The organism is Ruegeria sp. BB5 (genome assembly GCF_056539405.1).
Genome location: NZ_JBQFUX010000001.1, coordinates 124,211 through 139,000, shown reverse-complemented (window position 1 = coordinate 139,000; position 14,790 = coordinate 124,211). Strand labels below are relative to the sequence as shown.

The window sequence follows — 14,790 nt, the reverse complement described above, 5'->3', positions numbered from 1 at the left end:
TTATGGAGGGCAAGAAAAAACCGCCCAGAGGGCGGTTTTTTTTGTCGAGAATGTGCGGGCAGCCTTAAAAACGGGCCGCCCGCGGAATAGTTATTGTGCGACCGGATTACAGACGGTCTGGCCTGCTTCTGTCGTGGCCAGCTCAGTTCCTGCCGGGCAGCTAGGTGTGCCGAATTTGTCGTACTCAGGCGTGATATAAACCGGCGCCGGTTCTTCCTGCTGCGAGCAAGCAGCCAAAACAAGGGCAAATGCACCAACGGCAGCAAATTTGAGTTTCATGTCCGTCATTCCTCTATTAATTTCCTGATATTGCCCAAGAATCCGGGGCCGGTCTCACAATACGACTTGAATGGCATATTTGCAACGAATTCGATCACGCGATCGTGAGGAAAGGCGAAACAACGCCGGTAACCCCCTCAGAAACAGCGGATTTATGAGCATAGGCTACCGATTTTCGCGTATCGCTCTACACTGGTAGAGTGACATCAGCAAAAGACGGAGTAGCCACATGTCTGACAGCCCCACCATCGCGCAAAAAGGTCCCTTCCCGGTCGAGGTGATCGAAGGGAAAAGCTATTTCTGGTGTACATGCGGCCGATCCAAGCGGCAGCCGTTTTGCGATGGATCGCACAAAGACACCGGGTTCGAACCGGTAAAGTACACGGCGGACAGCAGCAAAAAAGTCTTTTTCTGTGGCTGCAAACACAGCGGGAATCCTCCGCTGTGTGACGGGTCGCATTCCAAACTGTAATCAGGTCTTCAACGCGTTCAACAGATCAGCGTTGGCACAGAATTCGGGTGCGGTGTGGGCCTCGGATTGTTGTTCAGACAACCAGATGGCACATTGGTTACTGCACTGCGATGCCCGGCAGCGTGTTACCAGTTCGGCATAGCGATCCGGTGTCAGCCGTTTCTCTGCCATGGCTTCGGTCAACGAGATTTTCATACATCGCGCCACCGAACGGGTTAGCCAAAAGTGTTTTTCGACATCCCCCAAAGAATTTCGCGCCATCAGTTTTCCTGCTTTGATCATGTTTTCAACACAGCAAACCGGTGTTGGTTTCTGCTAGTCTGTAGGTCACCTATCGCGTCCGGTGACCACTCTAATGCGGCATGAAACCTTCCTGTCGTTAAGGCTGCAGTTTTCGGAGCATTTCCTGATTGCGGCAGTATTCCGGCGTTTGGCCCGCCTGCGCGGGCTGCTGTAGGAAGCTCTGGCAATGATTGGGATTTGCACAGCCCGTACACCTCAGAACAGCATCGGAAAGCTGATCGATCGAAACATCACCTTCAATCGCGGATTCCTGCAGATCCACACCAAGTTTCGTAGCCATCTGATCCACAAGACCTGCATGGAATTTCAAGACTTCTTGATCGGGCATGAGAGGTCCTTTCCTGCCATCTGTCCGCAGCAGGATATCTCAGCCCGGTGCTTGGGCCTTTGACTCACATCAAGGCCCGACGCCGATATGATCCAGATAGGCTCGGGTTGCGTCCTGCACGCGCCTAAATCGATCCCCACGCAGCTTTTTTCCGCCGTACCAGCGGGTGACGATGACCACATGACTGTCCAGCCCGGCCCGTTCAAGCATCCTTAGAATCACCATGCCCGCACCGCTTTCCCCGTCATCGGCCTTCAACGCCCCGGTCGGCAAAATGGCCGCCCAGGTGTTGTGCGTGGCTTTGGCATAAGCCTTGTCTGACTTGAGCTCCTGCAAGACTGCATCAACATCTGCCCGCGTGCCAACGGCTGCGCCTGTTACCGCGTATTTCGACCTCCGGTCCGTCAGGATCACGCCCAGCCGTGTCAAAGCGGTCATTGCGTCAAACCCAATTGTCTTGCGGTTTCAAGAACGATCTGAACTCGGTCGGTATTTGGGGGGTGCGTTCCCAGAAACTGATCCCCCGGATCGGGAAGGCGATCAAAATATTTGGCGCCAATTAAAGGGTTGTATCCCGCGTTATGGGTGATGATCGTGCCCAGTTGATCCGCCTCAAGCTCGAACGCTTTCACGTTCACCTGCACACCCAATTCGGCCCCCAATTTCTGCGTGCGTTCAAGGTCTTTGCCTTCCTCGCCATGCAGCTTGCCCAATTCGCTGAAGATCGCGGCACTTTCCTGGGCGTTTTTCGACTGCCGGGCGATGTGTCCCAAAACATGATGCGCTGCCTCGTGCCCCATGACAAACGCCAGTTCATCAGGATTCTTCGCAGATTGGATCATCGAACGCGTGAATATGATTACCGGCTGATTGTCATCATCCAGAGTCTGAAAGGCATTTGCCGGTGCGCGCGGGTTCAGGTCGACCAATATCGTGAAATCGCAATTTTTGACCTTGGCCTGGCGCAGACATTCGGCGCGGGCTTCGTCGCCGACCTGACGGCTGATTTTCCGAAACGCGGCGGCGTCGACCTGAAATTCACTCGAATCCAGCGACCATTCATTTGCCGGTTGCACACGCAGAACGCCAGCACTGCAGGCCGTCAGCACCAGAGGAAACAGCAAATAGATCAGACGGCGCATTTATATTCCTTTGAAACGGTGATCCCGTTTGAAAAACCATAGCGCGACACCTGGGGGACCGCCACCGTCGGATTGCACGGGAACGGGTTGCATTGCCGCCTTGCTCCCTGCACTCTGCCCATATGTTTTCGATTGAGCATGAATTCGACTCGACAGTCATTACTCTGGTGGACGAAGGCCCCAAACCTTTGCAAGAGGATGTCGTCATCAACAGCTTCGCCGAATGTGTGACGCTTGAGCAGCTGGACCCACGCACAGACAAGATACAGAAAATAACTCTGTCTCCTGAGCAAGTCCGAGATCTGGCCGCTGCGCTGGATTTGCCGGAAGGGGTGTATCAAATTCACGAACGACCCAGTCAAGGCGCATAGACAAACAGCTTGTCCCGCGCAGTCTGCCCTTGTTTTAGGGTCAGCGTCGAAGGGGCCACCTGCATGGCCGTGGCCAGTATCCGGCGCACAACTTCGTTGGCCTTGCCGTTTTCGGGCGGCACAGTGACCGTAATGCGGATTACGCCCTTATCCATCGTGATGCTGTCCTTTGCGGCTTTCGGCGTGACCCGAACCGGAACCGCCGTACCAGGGACGGCATGGGCGCATAGGTCGGGTATGTCGCGCAGTTTTGGCCTGGCCATCTTTTCACCTCTTGCCTGTAAACACCCTTGCATGGGGCACCGGGGAATGAAAATGATCCGGCCTATCCAGCTGATTGCACTTGAAACGCGCCAGATACTCAACCAGATACAGACTGCTCATGTAAAGGAAGTTAACATATGTCCTTGAAAAACCCGGCTGCCCTGGAATTTCTGCAATCGCGCCGGTCCCGCCCTGCCAAAACGCTGATTGCTCCGGCCCCGACGCGGGATGAGCTGTTGCCGCTTTTGACCGCCGCCGCCCGCAGCCCCGATCACGGCAAGCTGGAGCCGTGGCGCTTTATCGTTCTTGAGAAAGGCGCAATGCCGCGCCTGTCCGGGTTGACGCACGAGCGGGGCGTTGCCCTGGGCAAGACGCCCGAGGACATCGCAAAAGCGCAAAGCCAGTTTGACATGGGCCATCTGGCCGTTGCCGTGGTCGAGGTGCAGAAACCATCCGAAAAAATCCCGGCGATTGAACAGACCTATTCGGCTGGTGCTGTCTGTCTGGCCTTACTGAACGCGGCGCTTGCAGCGGGTTGGGGGGCGAACTGGTTGTCCGGCTGGCAAACCCATGATCCAGAATTCTGCCGTCAAGCCTTTGGCTTGCAAGACAACGAGCGCATCGTTGGCCTGATCCACATTGCTACCGAAGGCACGGCCCCGCCAGAACGCCCTCGCCCGGATGTGGCAGCGCTGACCGAATGGGTCGAGGAATGATGATCCTCAACGCGTTTTTTGCGGCGCTTGGTCAGATCGGAGACCCCAAGTTCCGCGCAGTCATACTACGTGGCATAGGTCTGACGGTCGCGCTGTTGATCGCGGCCTGCGCTGGTGCAATCTGGCTGATCAACAGGCTGTCAGGGGATGAAATTTCACTACCTTGGATTGGCGCCGTGCCGTGGCTGAACGATGTGCTGAACTACTCCGGCATTTTTGTGGTGCTGATTCTGCCGGTGTTTCTGATGATGCCAGTCGCCTCGGCGATTACGTCTTTGTTTCTGGAAGAGGTCGCGCAGGCGGTCGAGGAAAAACACTATCCCACCTTGCCCGCCGTTCCAGGCATCCCGTTCAACGAAGGGTTAAGGGATGCGGTTAGCTTCATGGGCGTGCTGGTTGTTGCCAACCTGCTGGCGCTGATCCTCTATGCGATGTTCCCACCACTGGCGCCGTTTATTTTCTGGGCAATGAACGGGTTTCTGCTGGGTCGGGAGTATTTCACGCTGGCCGCGATGCGACGTATCGGGCGGGACGGCGCGCGCAAGCTGCGCGCCAAGCATTCCGCCACCATCTGGCTGGCCGGCACCTTGATGGCCATTCCCCTCTCGGTGCCGCTGGTGAATCTGGTGATCCCAATCCTGGGGGTTGCCACTTTCACCCATATCTATCACAAGCTGTCAGGTCTCTCGACCTGACGCTCAGTTCCGCGGTTCCAGTTGGTTCAGCCAGTCGAAATCGCGCACCGAGATCACACCAGAGATGATAATCCCCGCAATAACAGCCCAGAGCACCACCGAAATCCCGGTGGTGATCCACATCTTTTTCTTCATGTGATGCACCTCCGGCGCGCCCGCATGGGTGCCCGGAACGATATCACCCAGATCGCCCTGCGTTTTGATACGGATGGGCAACACAACCAACAACGTCATGAACCAGATGACGGCAAACAATACCAGTGCAGCAGTGATCGTCATGACAGCCTCGCTTGATTAAACCTGTTCTAGTTCGACCAGACAGCCGTTAAAGTCCTTGGGGTGTAAGAACAGTACCGGTTTGCCATGCGCGCCGATCTTCGGCTCGCCCGATCCCAGAACACGGGCACCGGTTTCCTTTAAGTGATCACGGGCAGCGATGATGTCTTCGACCTCATAGCAAACATGGTGGATGCCGCCTGCCGGGTTCTTTTCCAGAAAGCCGTTGATCGGGCTGTTTTCACCCAGCGGGTACAGCAATTCGATCTTGGTGTTGGGCAGTTCGATGAACACAACGGTAACGCCATGATCGGGCTCATCCTGCGGCGCGCCGACCTTGGCGCCCAGTGCATTGCTATATTGCGCGGACGCGGCCTCAAGATCGGGTACGGCAATGGCGACGTGGTTCAGACGACCAATCATTGAACTCTCCTGTGTTTCGGCGTTGCCGCGGTTATGGGGGCAGTTTGGCCAAAGAACAAGTGCGCCAAATTGCCGTTAACCCTGTGTTAGCCAGAAGTTCCTAGCTTAGGGCATCTGCTGATTAGGAATTCTGCCATGGACGATTCGAGCCCCTTCGCCTCACCCGCGCAGCCGACGGCCACGCGGCCTCTGCTGGGTCAAACCATTCTGGTTGTCGAAGACAGCCGCTTTGCCTGTGACGCGATCCGGCTGATGTGCCTGCATAGCGGTGCGCGTATCCGGCGGGCGGATTGCCTGACTTCGGCCCGGCGCCACCTGCAGATCTATCGCCCTTCTGTCATTCTGGTGGATATCGGCTTGCCAGATGGGTCCGGTGCCGACCTGATTGCCGAATTGGCCGAAGCAACCCCACGTATCGGCGCCATTCTGGGCATGTCCGGTGACGATCACGGTCAGGAGGCTGCGTTGCAAGCAGGTGCCGATGGGTTTTTGAACAAACCCCTGAAATCACTTTCTCATTTTCAGCAGTTCATTCTGGAAAACCTGCCCCAGGATCGTCGACCCAACAACCTGCACGCCATTCGGGATGAGGTTATCCACCCGGACCCGATGGCCTATCAAGACGACATGGCCCATATCGCAGATGTACTGGCCGGGCCGAACGATCATCGCACTTTGGATTATGCGGCCCAATTCCTGATCGGCGTTGCCCGGGATGCCGAGGATACGGTTCTGGCGGATGCCGCGCAGAAACTGGCCGAAACGCGCGCAGGCGGAGGACCAGTTACGGCGCTGGCCGCAAAGGTCGCCGGCATCGTTCAGGCGCGACTGGAACAGCGCGAGGCGATCTGAATTGATAACGGCGTATTTTCTGACATCCACGATCCTGACGATCTGGGCCTATTCTCAGACCCGTGCAACAGCCCGGAACATCCGTGTTGCACGCGGATCAAAATCCTGTCCGTTGACCGACACTGAAGCAACACAGCAATTACCGCAGAATATTAACCACAGGCTTGTGGCACCTGATCCAAAGGAAAAACCCGCCGCAGGGGCTGCGGCGGGTGATTGATCAATCCTGTGGGATGATCCGCAATCCCAATTCCATCAACTGATCCGAGGTCGGATCGGATGGCGCGTCCATCATCAGGTCTTCGGCGCGCTGGTTCATCGGGAACATCATGACTTCGCGGATGTTGGCCTCATCAGCCAATAGCATCACGATACGGTCGATCCCCGCAGCACAACCACCGTGCGGCGGAGCGCCATAGTGGAAGGCGTTGAACAGCGCACCAAAGCGGCTTTTCACCTCATCCTCGCCATAGCCTGCCAGTTCAAAGGCTTTCAGCATGATCTCGGGCTTGTGGTTCCGGATCGCACCCGAGACCAGCTCATATCCGTTGCACGCCAGATCGTACTGATAGCCGCGCACGTCCAGAGGATTACCCTGCAGCGCCGCCATACCACCTTGCGGCATCGAGAATGGGTTGTGTTCAAAGTCGATGGTGCCGGTTTCTTCGTCCTGTTCGTAGATCGGGAAATCTACGATCCAGGCAAAGGCAAAGCGGTCTTTCTCGGTCAGACCCAACTCCTCACCGATCACATCGCGCGCCTTACCCGCCACCTTTTCAAAGGCCTTCGGCTTGCCGCCCAGGAAGAACGCGGCGTCACCAACACCCAGACCCAGCTGTTGACGGATTGCCTCGGTCCGCTCGGGGCCGATGTTCTTGGCCAACGGACCTGCGGCCTCCATGCCTTCGCCCTGATCGCGCCAGAAGATATAGCCCATTCCGGGCAGACCCTCTTTCTGGGCAAAAGCGTTCATGCGGTCACAGAACTTGCGGCTGCCACCCGTCGGCGCAGGAATGGCGCGGATTTCGGTGCCTTCCTGCTCCAACAGCTTCGCGAATATCGCGAAGCCAGAATCGCGGAAGTGGTCGGAGACCACTTGCATTTTAATAGGATTGCGCAGGTCCGGCTTGTCGCTGCCATACCAAAGTGCCGCGTCCTTGTAGGAGATTTGCGGCCACTCCTGATCAATCTTGCGACCACCGCCGAATTCCTCGAACACACCGGTCAGAACGGGCTGGATCGTGTCGAACACGTCCTGCTGTTCAACAAACGACATCTCAAGGTCAAGCTGATAGAAATCGGTGGGTGAGCGGTCGGCGCGTGGGTCTTCATCGCGGAAACACGGCGCGATCTGGAAGTATTTGTCAAAGCCCGACACCATGATCAGCTGCTTGAACTGCTGCGGCGCCTGCGGCAACGCATAGAACTTGCCCGGATGCAGACGCGAAGGCACCAAGAAGTCACGCGCGCCTTCCGGCGACGACGCAGTGATGATCGGCGTCTGATATTCGCGGAAGCCCTGATCCCACATGCGACGACGCATGGACGCCACAACGTCCGAACGCAGCGTCATGTTTTGCTGCATCGCCTCGCGGCGCAGGTCCAGATAACGATAGCGCAGGCGGGTTTCTTCGGGGTACTCCTGATCGCCGAACACCATCAACGGCAACTCATCAGCGGCGCCCAGCACTTCCAATTCGCGCACGTAAACTTCGATCTCGCCGGTGGGCAGTTTCGGGTTTACCAGCTCAGCGTCGCGCGCTTTGACAGTGCCGTCGATGCGAATACACCATTCGGACCGAACCTTTTCCAGCTCGGCAAAGGCGGCGCTGTCTCCGTCACACAGAACCTGTGTCACTCCGAAATGATCGCGCAGGTCGATGAACAGCACGCCACCGTGATCTCGGACACGATGCACCCAACCGGACAGGCGGACGGTTTCACCGACATTGGCGGCGGTCAGAGCGGCGCAGGTGTGGCTGCGATAGGCATGCATGAAAATATCCCTTCGGGCGCAGAATTCGTCGCGCCGATACACCCTGTCAGGCATGGAAAGTCAAGGCAGGTCGCGCTGTCAAAACGGCCTTTGCACGTTGCCCGAGTAGAAATAGATACCCAGACCGGCGGCAAAGATGATATTTCCCGCGATCGCGTGCAATAAGACCGCGTAGAAAAACGATCCGCGTTTGCGATAGGCCCAGGTGAACAGCAACCCTCCGGCAAAGGTCATAACGGCGACGATCCAGCTCCAATACATCAGATGTGCCAGTGAAAACAGCGCAGCGTTCAGCAGATAGGCCGCGCGTCCGTTTGGCAAGATTTCGTGATAGCGGCGGAAGAACAGGGACCGGAACAAAAGCTCTTGCGGCAGGGCCGACAGCAAAGGGTAACCAATCCAAATCACCAGAAGGAATTCGGGTCGATTTCGCAGTAGGAAAAACGCCGCCTCGGGTCGCATTGCCATCACAACCACGGCGCAAATGATCGTCATGGCTAAGGTAAACAAAGCAACCTCGCGCCAGGACCAGTTGCGCCAGTTGTACCGCAGTTCAGCCCAGGCAAAGTCGGGCGTAAAATGCAGCAACACAATCCCGATGGCCGTGAAGGTGAACAATGAGGGGAACATCCAGTCGGGTGGAAAGAACACCGCGATCAACACCGGCGCGGCAATGAAAAACAATCCAAATTCCAGCCGTAATCGCAGATACGGCACCCCGCTGTCCGCCCAATCGGTTTGTTTACTCACTGTATTGCCAACTCCGCCCGGATCAGACCACGCAACGAATTCCCCATATAGAGTTTTTCTGCGTTTTTCAGGTCGGTCAAGGTCAGGGCGGCTTCGGTAACCTCTTTATTACTCAGCAATTCTTCGCGGAGAATGCCGGGTAGAACGCCGCTGGACAACGCAGGCGTTAGGCGACGGCCATCCGGCATATGCAGAAACAGATTGGTGATGGTGCCTTCGCACAGCTCGTCGCGTTCGTTCAGAAACAGGACCTCGTCTATGCCTTGAGGCAAAGTCGCTCGAGTGGTGTCGTATATGGAACGTTGTGTTGTTTTGTGCTGCAACCAGATGTCAGACGCGGTCAGGCGCGGTTCGGCAATGGCGCACCGCCAGATCGTCGGATTATCGGCCAATGCTCCGGTCGTTATATCCAGCTGACCACCTGCGGTCAGCGTCAGTCGACACCTAAGCGGTGATGAGCCACCCACGCCGTTCAACAGATCAATGGCGCGGTCCGCGTCAAAGGAAATCCCAAAGGCTTGGGCGGATCGGGCCATCCGAGCCAAATGCCGATCACGTCGCACGAACCCCTGTTCTGGCCGAAAGGCCAGCGTTTCGATTATGCGGAAGTCAGGATCAGCTGGTGGGCAAAGCGGGCTTTCCATAACGCTTCCTCGTATTCCGACGGGGCTGTGCTGTCCCAGACCAGGCCACCGCCCACGTTCAGAGTGGCTCTGCCATCCTCAACCATTAGCGTGCGGATCGCTACGTTGAACTCGGACCGGCCGTCCGGGGCCGCCCAGCCTATGGCGCCGCAATAGATGTCGCGAGGCCAAGGCTCCAAATCGGCCAAAATCTCCATCGCACGGATCTTGGGCGCACCGGTGATTGAACCACAGGGGAACAGCGCCATCAGGATATCGGACAGCTCGGCCCCCAAATGCAGATGCGCCTGCACCAACGACACCATCTGATGCACAGTCGCATAGGTTTCGACTTTGAACAGCTCGGGCACTTTGACCGATCCGGGCAGCGCAACACGGCTAAGGTCATTTCGCAGAAGATCGACGATCATCAGGTTTTCGGCACGATTCTTTTCGTCAATCGACAGAAAGGCCCGGCGTCGCGCGTCCTCGGCCATATCATCGCTGCGAGGTTGCGTGCCTTTCATCGGGCGGGTTTCAATCCCTCGATCCGCATCGGTACGAAAGAACAACTCGGGCGAGCGACTGAGCAGATCGGGCAGACCGTCCTGCTGTACCAGCGCGCCGTGACCCACCGCTTGCCCGGAAGCCAGTGCGGCATATAGCGCGGTGCTGTCGCCCTGGATGGTCAGGTCGATAGGAAAGGTCAGGTTGGCCTGGTAGATATCCCCGGCCCCGATGGCGTCATGAACCTGTTGAAAGGCGCGCGTATACCGTGCCTCATCCCAGCGGGGCTCAAATCCGGTGACGCCACCAGCTGCCGAGGGAAGATCGCGTTGCACTGGGGCCTCATAAACGCCAAAGCACAGCAAAGGCAGACGGCGATCCGCGGGCAGTCGGTCAGCCAAGCGCGGCTCAAGCACATAGCCCAGCTCATAACTGGCATAACCGGCAAGCCACGCACCGTCGGCGCGCGCCTCATCCAGCGCCACCAGGGCTTGGGGCACGTCGTCCGGCTTGTCCGCACGGATCACACTGGCTGGCCGGTCGAAACTTGTTCCGGGTCCGGCTGGCCCCTGATCGAAACGAATACGCAATTGCATCCTCATTTGTCGTGCTGCGCGGTATAGAGAATACGACGGCAAGGGAAAGAGGGGAAAGCGGCAATTTCGTCACCGTTTCCGATACCCCTTGAACCTTTTCGCGCGGTCCCTATAACGCAGGACAATTTGGGCGCATGGGGGCGCCCTGACTCGCAGTTAACCGAAGGAACCAGGCCATGCCCAGAAGAACCGACATCCAGTCGATCATGATCATCGGAGCGGGGCCCATTGTCATCGGTCAGGCCTGCGAATTTGACTATTCCGGCGCACAGGCCTGTAAGGCGCTGCGCGAAGAAGGATACCGGGTCATCCTGGTGAACTCAAACCCGGCCACCATCATGACCGACCCCGGTCTGGCTGACGCCACTTATATCGAACCGATCACCCCCGAGGTTGTCGCCAAGATCATCGAGAAAGAACGCCCCGACGCCTTGCTGCCCACCATGGGCGGGCAGACCGGGCTTAACACCTCGCTGGCGCTGGAAGAGATGGGTGTGCTTGAAAAGTTCGGGGTCGAGATGATCGGCGCCAAACGCGACGCCATCGAAATGGCCGAAGACCGCGCCCTGTTCCGCGAGGCGATGGACCGGCTGGGGCTGGAAAACCCCAAGGCAACCATCGTGACCGCACCCAAGCGCGAAGACGGTTCCACCGATCTGGATGCCGGTGTGCAGATGGCGCTGGATGAGCTGGAAGAAATCGGCCTGCCCGCCATTATCCGCCCTGCCTTTACCCTGGGCGGCACCGGTGGCGGCGTGGCCTATAACCGTGAGGATTATATCCATTTTTGCCGCTCGGGCATGGATGCCTCGCCCGTCAACCAGATCCTCGTCGATGAAAGCCTGCTTGGTTGGAAAGAGTATGAGATGGAGGTGGTGCGCGACACCGCCGACAACGCCATCATCGTCTGCTCCATCGAAAACGTCGATCCGATGGGCGTGCATACCGGCGACTCGATCACCGTGGCCCCTGCCCTGACGCTGACCGACAAGGAATACCAGATCATGCGCAACGGTTCGATTGCCGTTCTGCGTGAGATCGGGGTCGAAACCGGCGGTTCGAACGTACAATGGGCGATCAACCCCGATGATGGCCGCATGGTTGTGATCGAGATGAACCCACGTGTGTCGCGCTCCTCGGCGCTGGCGTCCAAGGCGACCGGTTTCCCGATTGCGAAGATCGCGGCCAAGCTGGCCGTTGGCTATACGCTAGACGAGTTGGACAACGACATCACCAAGGTCACCCCGGCCTCGTTTGAGCCGACCATCGACTATGTCGTCACCAAGATCCCGAAATTCGCCTTTGAAAAGTTCCCAGGCTCCGAGCCTTACCTGACTACCGCCATGAAGTCGGTGGGAGAAGCCATGTCCATCGGCCGCACGATCCACGAATCGATGCAAAAGGCGCTGGCCTCGATGGAATCGGGCCTGACCGGGTTTGATGAGATCGAAATCCCCGGGCTGAACGTCGGTGTCTGGGAAGAAGCCAGCGACAAAGCTGCCGTCATCAAGGCGATCAGCAAACAAACCCCCGACCGTCTGCGCACCATCGCGCAGGCCATGCGTCACGGTCTGACCGATGACGAAATCTTTGGCGTCACCAAATTTGACCCATGGTTCCTGGCCCGTATCCGCGAGATCATCGAGGCTGAGCGCGTTGTCCGCAAAGATGGCCTGCCGGTGACCGAAGACGGCATCCGCAAGCTGAAAATGCTGGGCTTTACCGATGCTCGTCTGGGCAATCTGACCGGCCGGGATGAGGACAACGTTCGCCGCGCCCGCCGCAATCTGGGCGTCAACGCCGTGTTCAAGCGCATCGACACCTGCGCCGCCGAGTTCGAAGCACAGACGCCTTATATGTATTCAACCTACGAAGCGCCCATGATGGGCGAGGTCGAATGCGAAGCGCGCCCGTCTGACCGCAAAAAAGTTGTCATCCTTGGCGGTGGCCCGAACCGGATCGGTCAGGGCATCGAGTTCGATTATTGCTGCTGCCACGCCTGTTTCGCACTAACCGAAGCGGGATATGAAACCATCATGGTCAACTGCAACCCCGAGACGGTCTCGACCGACTATGACACCTCGGACCGGCTGTATTTTGAACCGCTGACATTCGAACACGTCATGGAAATCCTGACGAAAGAGCAGGAAAACGGCACGCTGCACGGTGTGATCGTTCAGTTCGGCGGCCAAACCCCGCTGAAACTGGCCAACGCGCTTGAGGCTGAAGGCATACCGATCCTCGGCACCACGCCGGATGCGATTGACCTTGCCGAAGACCGTGAACGCTTTCAGGCGCTGGTCAATGATCTGGGCCTGAAACAGCCCAAGAACGGCATCGCCTCGACCGATGAACAGGCGCTGGAGATTGCCGACGAGATTGGCTTCCCACTGGTCATCCGCCCCTCTTACGTTCTGGGTGGCCGCGCGATGGAAATCGTTCGCGATATGGAGCAGCTGAAACGCTATATCAACGAGGCTGTAGTGGTCTCGGGCGACAGCCCGGTTCTGCTGGACAGTTATTTGGCCGGTGCGGTTGAGCTGGATGTGGATGCCATTTGCGACGGTGAGGCCGTACATGTCGCTGGCATCATGCAGCATATCGAAGAGGCTGGCGTTCACTCGGGTGACTCGGCTTGTTCGCTGCCGCCCTATTCGCTGTCGAAAGAAATCCTGGATCAGATCAAGGATCAGGCGTTCAAGCTAGCCAAAGCTCTGAATGTCGTCGGCCTGATGAATGTGCAGTTCGCCATCAAGGATGGCGAGATTTATCTGATCGAGGTCAACCCGCGCGCCTCACGGACCGTACCGTTTGTCGCAAAGGCGACCGACAGTGCCATCGCATCGATTGCCGCGCGTGTCATGGCTGGTGAGAAGCTGGCGAACTTCCCGCAGCGCCCGCCTTATCAGGACGGTCAGGACACCAAGATCGCAGACCAGATGACACTGGCTGATCCGGACATGCCGTGGTTTTCGGTGAAAGAGGCGGTGCTGCCATTTGCTCGTTTCCCCGGCGTCGACACCATTTTGGGTCCGGAAATGCGCTCGACCGGTGAGGTCATGGGCTGGGACCGCGACTTCCACCGCGCTTTCCTCAAGGCACAGATGGGGGCTGGTATGGTGCTGCCGTCCTCGGGCCGTGCGTTTATCTCGATCAAGGATGCCGACAAGACCCCCGCGATGCTTGAGGCAGCGCAGGTTCTGACCGGGCAAGGTTTTTCTCTGGTGGCCACACGCGGCACCCAGTCCTGGTTGGCCGAACAGGGTGTAGCCTGTGATGTGGTCAACAAGGTCTATGAAGGCCGCCCTGACGTGGCTGACATGCTGAAAGACGGTCAGGTGCAATTGTTGATGAACACCACCGAAGGCGCACAGGCGGTCGAGGACAGCAAGTCCATCCGTTCAATCGCGCTCTATGACAAGATCCCCTATTTCACCACCGCGGCCGCCAGCCATGCTGCCGCGCTGGCGATCAAGGCACAGGCCGAAGGCGATGTTGAGGTGAAGTCGCTGCAGGGCTAACTCGCCTGGGGTGAAACCCGCGCATTTTGAACCAAACACACCGCGCCCGTTGACCCCGTGTCTTCGGGCGCGCATCTTTTTTGCAAACGAGCAGAAGGAAAACAAAATGCGCAGGTTTATGGTTCTCGCCGCTTTGATGACGCTTGCCGCGTGTGATGTGCCGCTGATCCCTCTGATCTGACGCGAACCGCAGCGCCGTTTTCGCTTTCCCTGTGTTGTCGTGGGCAGCATGATGCTGTTCTGACAACCGGTGAAACCATGCGCCTTTACATCACATACGGAACCAATAACTTGTCCCGGGCCATCCGGTTCTATGACGCGATCTTTTCTGTACTGGATCAGCCGCGCCTTCCGGGGTGGTCAAAGGATCGCGCGGGCTGGGGAAACCATCCCGATGCCGGGACAGGGTTTTGGGTCTGTACGCCATTTGATGGTGGGGCGGCCAGCGTGGGCAATGGAACGATGATTGCCTTTCCGGCCAGCAGCGCAGCTCAGGTCCGGCGATTTCACGCGGCAGGTCTGGAAAATGGGGGCACAGACGCAGGTGCGCCGGGCATTCGGGACTATTACGCGCCTGATTTCTATGTCGCCTATCTGCGCGACACGGACGGCAACAAGCTATCCTGTTTTTACTATCATTATGATCCGGAAAAGGACCCGGGCGACTGAAACGCCG

Annotated in this window: 20 protein-coding genes; 8 read left to right on the top strand and 12 right to left on the bottom strand. The window is 57.7% G+C overall.

Annotated elements, in window-relative coordinates; translation table 11 throughout:
• Positions 1-90 precede the first annotated feature (90 nt).
• Positions 91-279, bottom strand: coding sequence for a hypothetical protein (locus ACR0DL_RS00695; protein WP_170347886.1), 189 nt, complete (start codon positions 277-279; stop codon positions 91-93).
• 229 nt (positions 280-508) lie between these two features.
• Between ACR0DL_RS00695 and ACR0DL_RS00690 the strand changes: the two genes are divergently transcribed.
• Positions 509-751: a CDGSH iron-sulfur domain-containing protein gene (locus tag ACR0DL_RS00690; RefSeq protein WP_480687111.1), complete on the top strand. Its 243-nt coding sequence runs from the start codon at positions 509-511 to the stop codon at positions 749-751.
• Here ACR0DL_RS00690 and ACR0DL_RS00685 read toward each other — a convergent pair whose 3' ends face one another.
• The 4 genes from ACR0DL_RS00685 to ACR0DL_RS00670 all read right to left on the bottom strand — a co-directional run bounded on the left by ACR0DL_RS00685 (position 752) and on the right by ACR0DL_RS00670 (position 2,524).
• A complete protein-coding gene (locus ACR0DL_RS00685) occupies positions 752-1,012 on the bottom strand; it encodes a DUF6455 family protein (protein WP_170347884.1) in 261 nt (86 codons plus the stop codon). It abuts the gene before it with no gap.
• A gap of 118 nt (positions 1,013-1,130) precedes the next feature.
• Positions 1,131-1,382 carry a DUF6455 family protein gene (locus ACR0DL_RS00680; protein ID WP_170347883.1) on the bottom strand — a complete coding sequence of 84 codons (252 nt, stop codon included), beginning with the start codon at positions 1,380-1,382 and terminating at the stop codon, positions 1,131-1,133.
• Positions 1,383-1,451: 69 nt separating this feature from the next.
• Positions 1,452-1,820, bottom strand: coding sequence for a YigZ family protein (locus ACR0DL_RS00675; RefSeq protein WP_170360492.1), 369 nt, complete (start codon positions 1,818-1,820; stop codon positions 1,452-1,454).
• Complete coding sequence (locus ACR0DL_RS00670) at positions 1,817-2,524, bottom strand: M48 family metallopeptidase (RefSeq protein ID WP_170360494.1); 708 nt, start codon at positions 2,522-2,524, stop codon at positions 1,817-1,819. Before ACR0DL_RS00670 ends, ACR0DL_RS00675 begins: the two co-directional genes overlap by 4 nt.
• Positions 2,525-2,646: 122 nt before the next feature.
• On the opposite strand from ACR0DL_RS00670, the gene ACR0DL_RS00665 reads away from it, so the two are divergent.
• Positions 2,647-2,895 carry a hypothetical protein gene (locus ACR0DL_RS00665; protein ID WP_170347880.1) on the top strand — a complete coding sequence of 83 codons (249 nt, stop codon included), beginning with the start codon at positions 2,647-2,649 and terminating at the stop codon, positions 2,893-2,895.
• Here ACR0DL_RS00665 and ACR0DL_RS00660 read toward each other — a convergent pair.
• Positions 2,883-3,158 carry a DUF167 domain-containing protein gene (locus ACR0DL_RS00660; protein ID WP_480687108.1) on the bottom strand — a complete coding sequence of 92 codons (276 nt, stop codon included), beginning with the start codon at positions 3,156-3,158 and terminating at the stop codon, positions 2,883-2,885. The two genes, ACR0DL_RS00665 and ACR0DL_RS00660, sit on opposite strands and share 13 nt — an antisense overlap.
• Before the next feature lie 138 nt (positions 3,159-3,296).
• Here ACR0DL_RS00660 and ACR0DL_RS00655 point away from each other — a divergent pair, with 138 nt between their 5' ends.
• Both ACR0DL_RS00655 and ACR0DL_RS00650 read left to right on the top strand, forming a co-directional pair.
• Positions 3,297-3,875, top strand: coding sequence for a nitroreductase family protein (locus ACR0DL_RS00655; protein ID WP_170347878.1), 579 nt, complete (start codon positions 3,297-3,299; stop codon positions 3,873-3,875).
• Positions 3,875-4,570 carry an EI24 domain-containing protein gene (locus ACR0DL_RS00650; protein ID WP_480688452.1) on the top strand — a complete coding sequence of 232 codons (696 nt, stop codon included), beginning with the start codon at positions 3,875-3,877 and terminating at the stop codon, positions 4,568-4,570. Before ACR0DL_RS00655 ends, ACR0DL_RS00650 begins: the two co-directional genes overlap by 1 nt.
• Before the next feature lie 3 nt (positions 4,571-4,573).
• On the opposite strand, the gene ACR0DL_RS00645 is transcribed toward ACR0DL_RS00650, so the two are convergent.
• The gene (locus ACR0DL_RS00645) at positions 4,574-4,849 is read right to left on the bottom strand and encodes a DUF1467 family protein (protein ID WP_170347877.1); all 276 of its coding nucleotides are present in this window, start codon (positions 4,847-4,849) and stop codon (positions 4,574-4,576) included.
• Positions 4,850-4,864: 15 nt separating this feature from the next.
• On the bottom strand, positions 4,865-5,269 hold the full coding sequence (gene mce / locus ACR0DL_RS00640; protein ID WP_170347876.1) for a methylmalonyl-CoA epimerase: 405 nt from the start codon (positions 5,267-5,269) through the stop codon (positions 4,865-4,867).
• Between the two features lie 135 nt (positions 5,270-5,404).
• Between mce and ACR0DL_RS00635 the strand changes: the two genes are divergently transcribed.
• On the top strand, positions 5,405-6,121 hold the full coding sequence (locus ACR0DL_RS00635; RefSeq protein ID WP_480662458.1) for a response regulator: 717 nt from the start codon (positions 5,405-5,407) through the stop codon (positions 6,119-6,121).
• 1 nt (position 6,122) lies between these two features.
• Positions 6,123-6,341, top strand: a complete 219-nt coding sequence (locus ACR0DL_RS00630; protein WP_170532725.1) for a hypothetical protein — start codon at positions 6,123-6,125, stop codon at positions 6,339-6,341.
• Here ACR0DL_RS00630 and aspS read toward each other — a convergent pair whose 3' ends face one another.
• The 4 genes from aspS to ACR0DL_RS00610 all read right to left on the bottom strand — a co-directional run bounded on the left by aspS (position 6,342) and on the right by ACR0DL_RS00610 (position 10,593).
• Positions 6,342-8,117, bottom strand: coding sequence for an aspartate--tRNA ligase (gene aspS / locus ACR0DL_RS00625; RefSeq protein WP_170547969.1), 1,776 nt, complete (start codon positions 8,115-8,117; stop codon positions 6,342-6,344).
• 78 nt (positions 8,118-8,195) lie between these two features.
• Positions 8,196-8,867, bottom strand: coding sequence for a CPBP family intramembrane glutamic endopeptidase (locus ACR0DL_RS00620; RefSeq protein WP_480646026.1), 672 nt, complete (start codon positions 8,865-8,867; stop codon positions 8,196-8,198).
• Positions 8,864-9,511 (bottom strand): aminotransferase class IV family protein, encoded by a 648-nt coding sequence (locus ACR0DL_RS00615; protein WP_425081089.1) that lies wholly within the window; start codon positions 9,509-9,511, stop codon positions 8,864-8,866. Before ACR0DL_RS00615 ends, ACR0DL_RS00620 begins: the two co-directional genes overlap by 4 nt.
• A complete protein-coding gene (locus ACR0DL_RS00610; RefSeq protein ID WP_425081090.1) occupies positions 9,466-10,593 on the bottom strand; it encodes an aminodeoxychorismate synthase component I in 1,128 nt (375 codons plus the stop codon). Before ACR0DL_RS00610 ends, ACR0DL_RS00615 begins: the two co-directional genes overlap by 46 nt.
• A gap of 176 nt (positions 10,594-10,769) precedes the next feature.
• Between ACR0DL_RS00610 and carB the strand changes: the two genes are divergently transcribed.
• Both carB and ACR0DL_RS00600 read left to right on the top strand, forming a co-directional pair.
• Positions 10,770-14,114 (top strand): carbamoyl-phosphate synthase large subunit, encoded by a 3,345-nt coding sequence (gene carB / locus ACR0DL_RS00605; RefSeq protein ID WP_480662466.1) that lies wholly within the window; start codon positions 10,770-10,772, stop codon positions 14,112-14,114.
• A gap of 258 nt (positions 14,115-14,372) precedes the next feature.
• On the top strand, positions 14,373-14,783 hold the full coding sequence (locus tag ACR0DL_RS00600; RefSeq protein WP_170360501.1) for a VOC family protein: 411 nt from the start codon (positions 14,373-14,375) through the stop codon (positions 14,781-14,783).
• Positions 14,784-14,790 lie beyond the last annotated feature (7 nt).

Excerpts from the sequence above, each read along its gene's own strand:
- ACR0DL_RS00685 (WP_170347884.1), bottom strand. The coding sequence starts at position 1,012 with ATGGCGCGAAATTCTTTGGGGGATGTCGAAAAACACTTTTGGCTAACC.
- ACR0DL_RS00690 (WP_480687111.1), top strand. The coding sequence starts at position 509 with ATGTCTGACAGCCCCACCATCGCGCAAAAAGGTCCCTTCCCGGTCGAG.
- ACR0DL_RS00680 (WP_170347883.1), bottom strand. The coding sequence starts at position 1,382 with ATGCCCGATCAAGAAGTCTTGAAATTCCATGCAGGTCTTGTGGATCAG.
- aspS (WP_170547969.1), bottom strand. The coding sequence starts at position 8,117 with ATGCATGCCTATCGCAGCCACACCTGCGCCGCTCTGACCGCCGCCAAT.
- ACR0DL_RS00655 (WP_170347878.1), top strand. The coding sequence starts at position 3,297 with ATGTCCTTGAAAAACCCGGCTGCCCTGGAATTTCTGCAATCGCGCCGG.
- carB (WP_480662466.1), top strand. The coding sequence starts at position 10,770 with ATGCCCAGAAGAACCGACATCCAGTCGATCATGATCATCGGAGCGGGG.
- ACR0DL_RS00600 (WP_170360501.1), top strand. The coding sequence starts at position 14,373 with ATGCGCCTTTACATCACATACGGAACCAATAACTTGTCCCGGGCCATC.
- ACR0DL_RS00645 (WP_170347877.1), bottom strand. The coding sequence starts at position 4,849 with ATGACGATCACTGCTGCACTGGTATTGTTTGCCGTCATCTGGTTCATG.
- ACR0DL_RS00665 (WP_170347880.1), top strand. The coding sequence starts at position 2,647 with ATGTTTTCGATTGAGCATGAATTCGACTCGACAGTCATTACTCTGGTG.
- ACR0DL_RS00695 (WP_170347886.1), bottom strand. The coding sequence starts at position 279 with ATGAAACTCAAATTTGCTGCCGTTGGTGCATTTGCCCTTGTTTTGGCT.
- ACR0DL_RS00660 (WP_480687108.1), bottom strand. The coding sequence starts at position 3,158 with ATGGCCAGGCCAAAACTGCGCGACATACCCGACCTATGCGCCCATGCC.
- ACR0DL_RS00650 (WP_480688452.1), top strand. The coding sequence starts at position 3,875 with ATGATCCTCAACGCGTTTTTTGCGGCGCTTGGTCAGATCGGAGACCCC.
- ACR0DL_RS00675 (WP_170360492.1), bottom strand. The coding sequence starts at position 1,820 with ATGACCGCTTTGACACGGCTGGGCGTGATCCTGACGGACCGGAGGTCG.
- ACR0DL_RS00635 (WP_480662458.1), top strand. The coding sequence starts at position 5,405 with ATGGACGATTCGAGCCCCTTCGCCTCACCCGCGCAGCCGACGGCCACG.
- mce (WP_170347876.1), bottom strand. The coding sequence starts at position 5,269 with ATGATTGGTCGTCTGAACCACGTCGCCATTGCCGTACCCGATCTTGAG.
- ACR0DL_RS00615 (WP_425081089.1), bottom strand. The coding sequence starts at position 9,511 with ATGGAAAGCCCGCTTTGCCCACCAGCTGATCCTGACTTCCGCATAATC.
- ACR0DL_RS00670 (WP_170360494.1), bottom strand. The coding sequence starts at position 2,524 with ATGCGCCGTCTGATCTATTTGCTGTTTCCTCTGGTGCTGACGGCCTGC.
- ACR0DL_RS00610 (WP_425081090.1), bottom strand. The coding sequence starts at position 10,593 with ATGCAATTGCGTATTCGTTTCGATCAGGGGCCAGCCGGACCCGGAACA.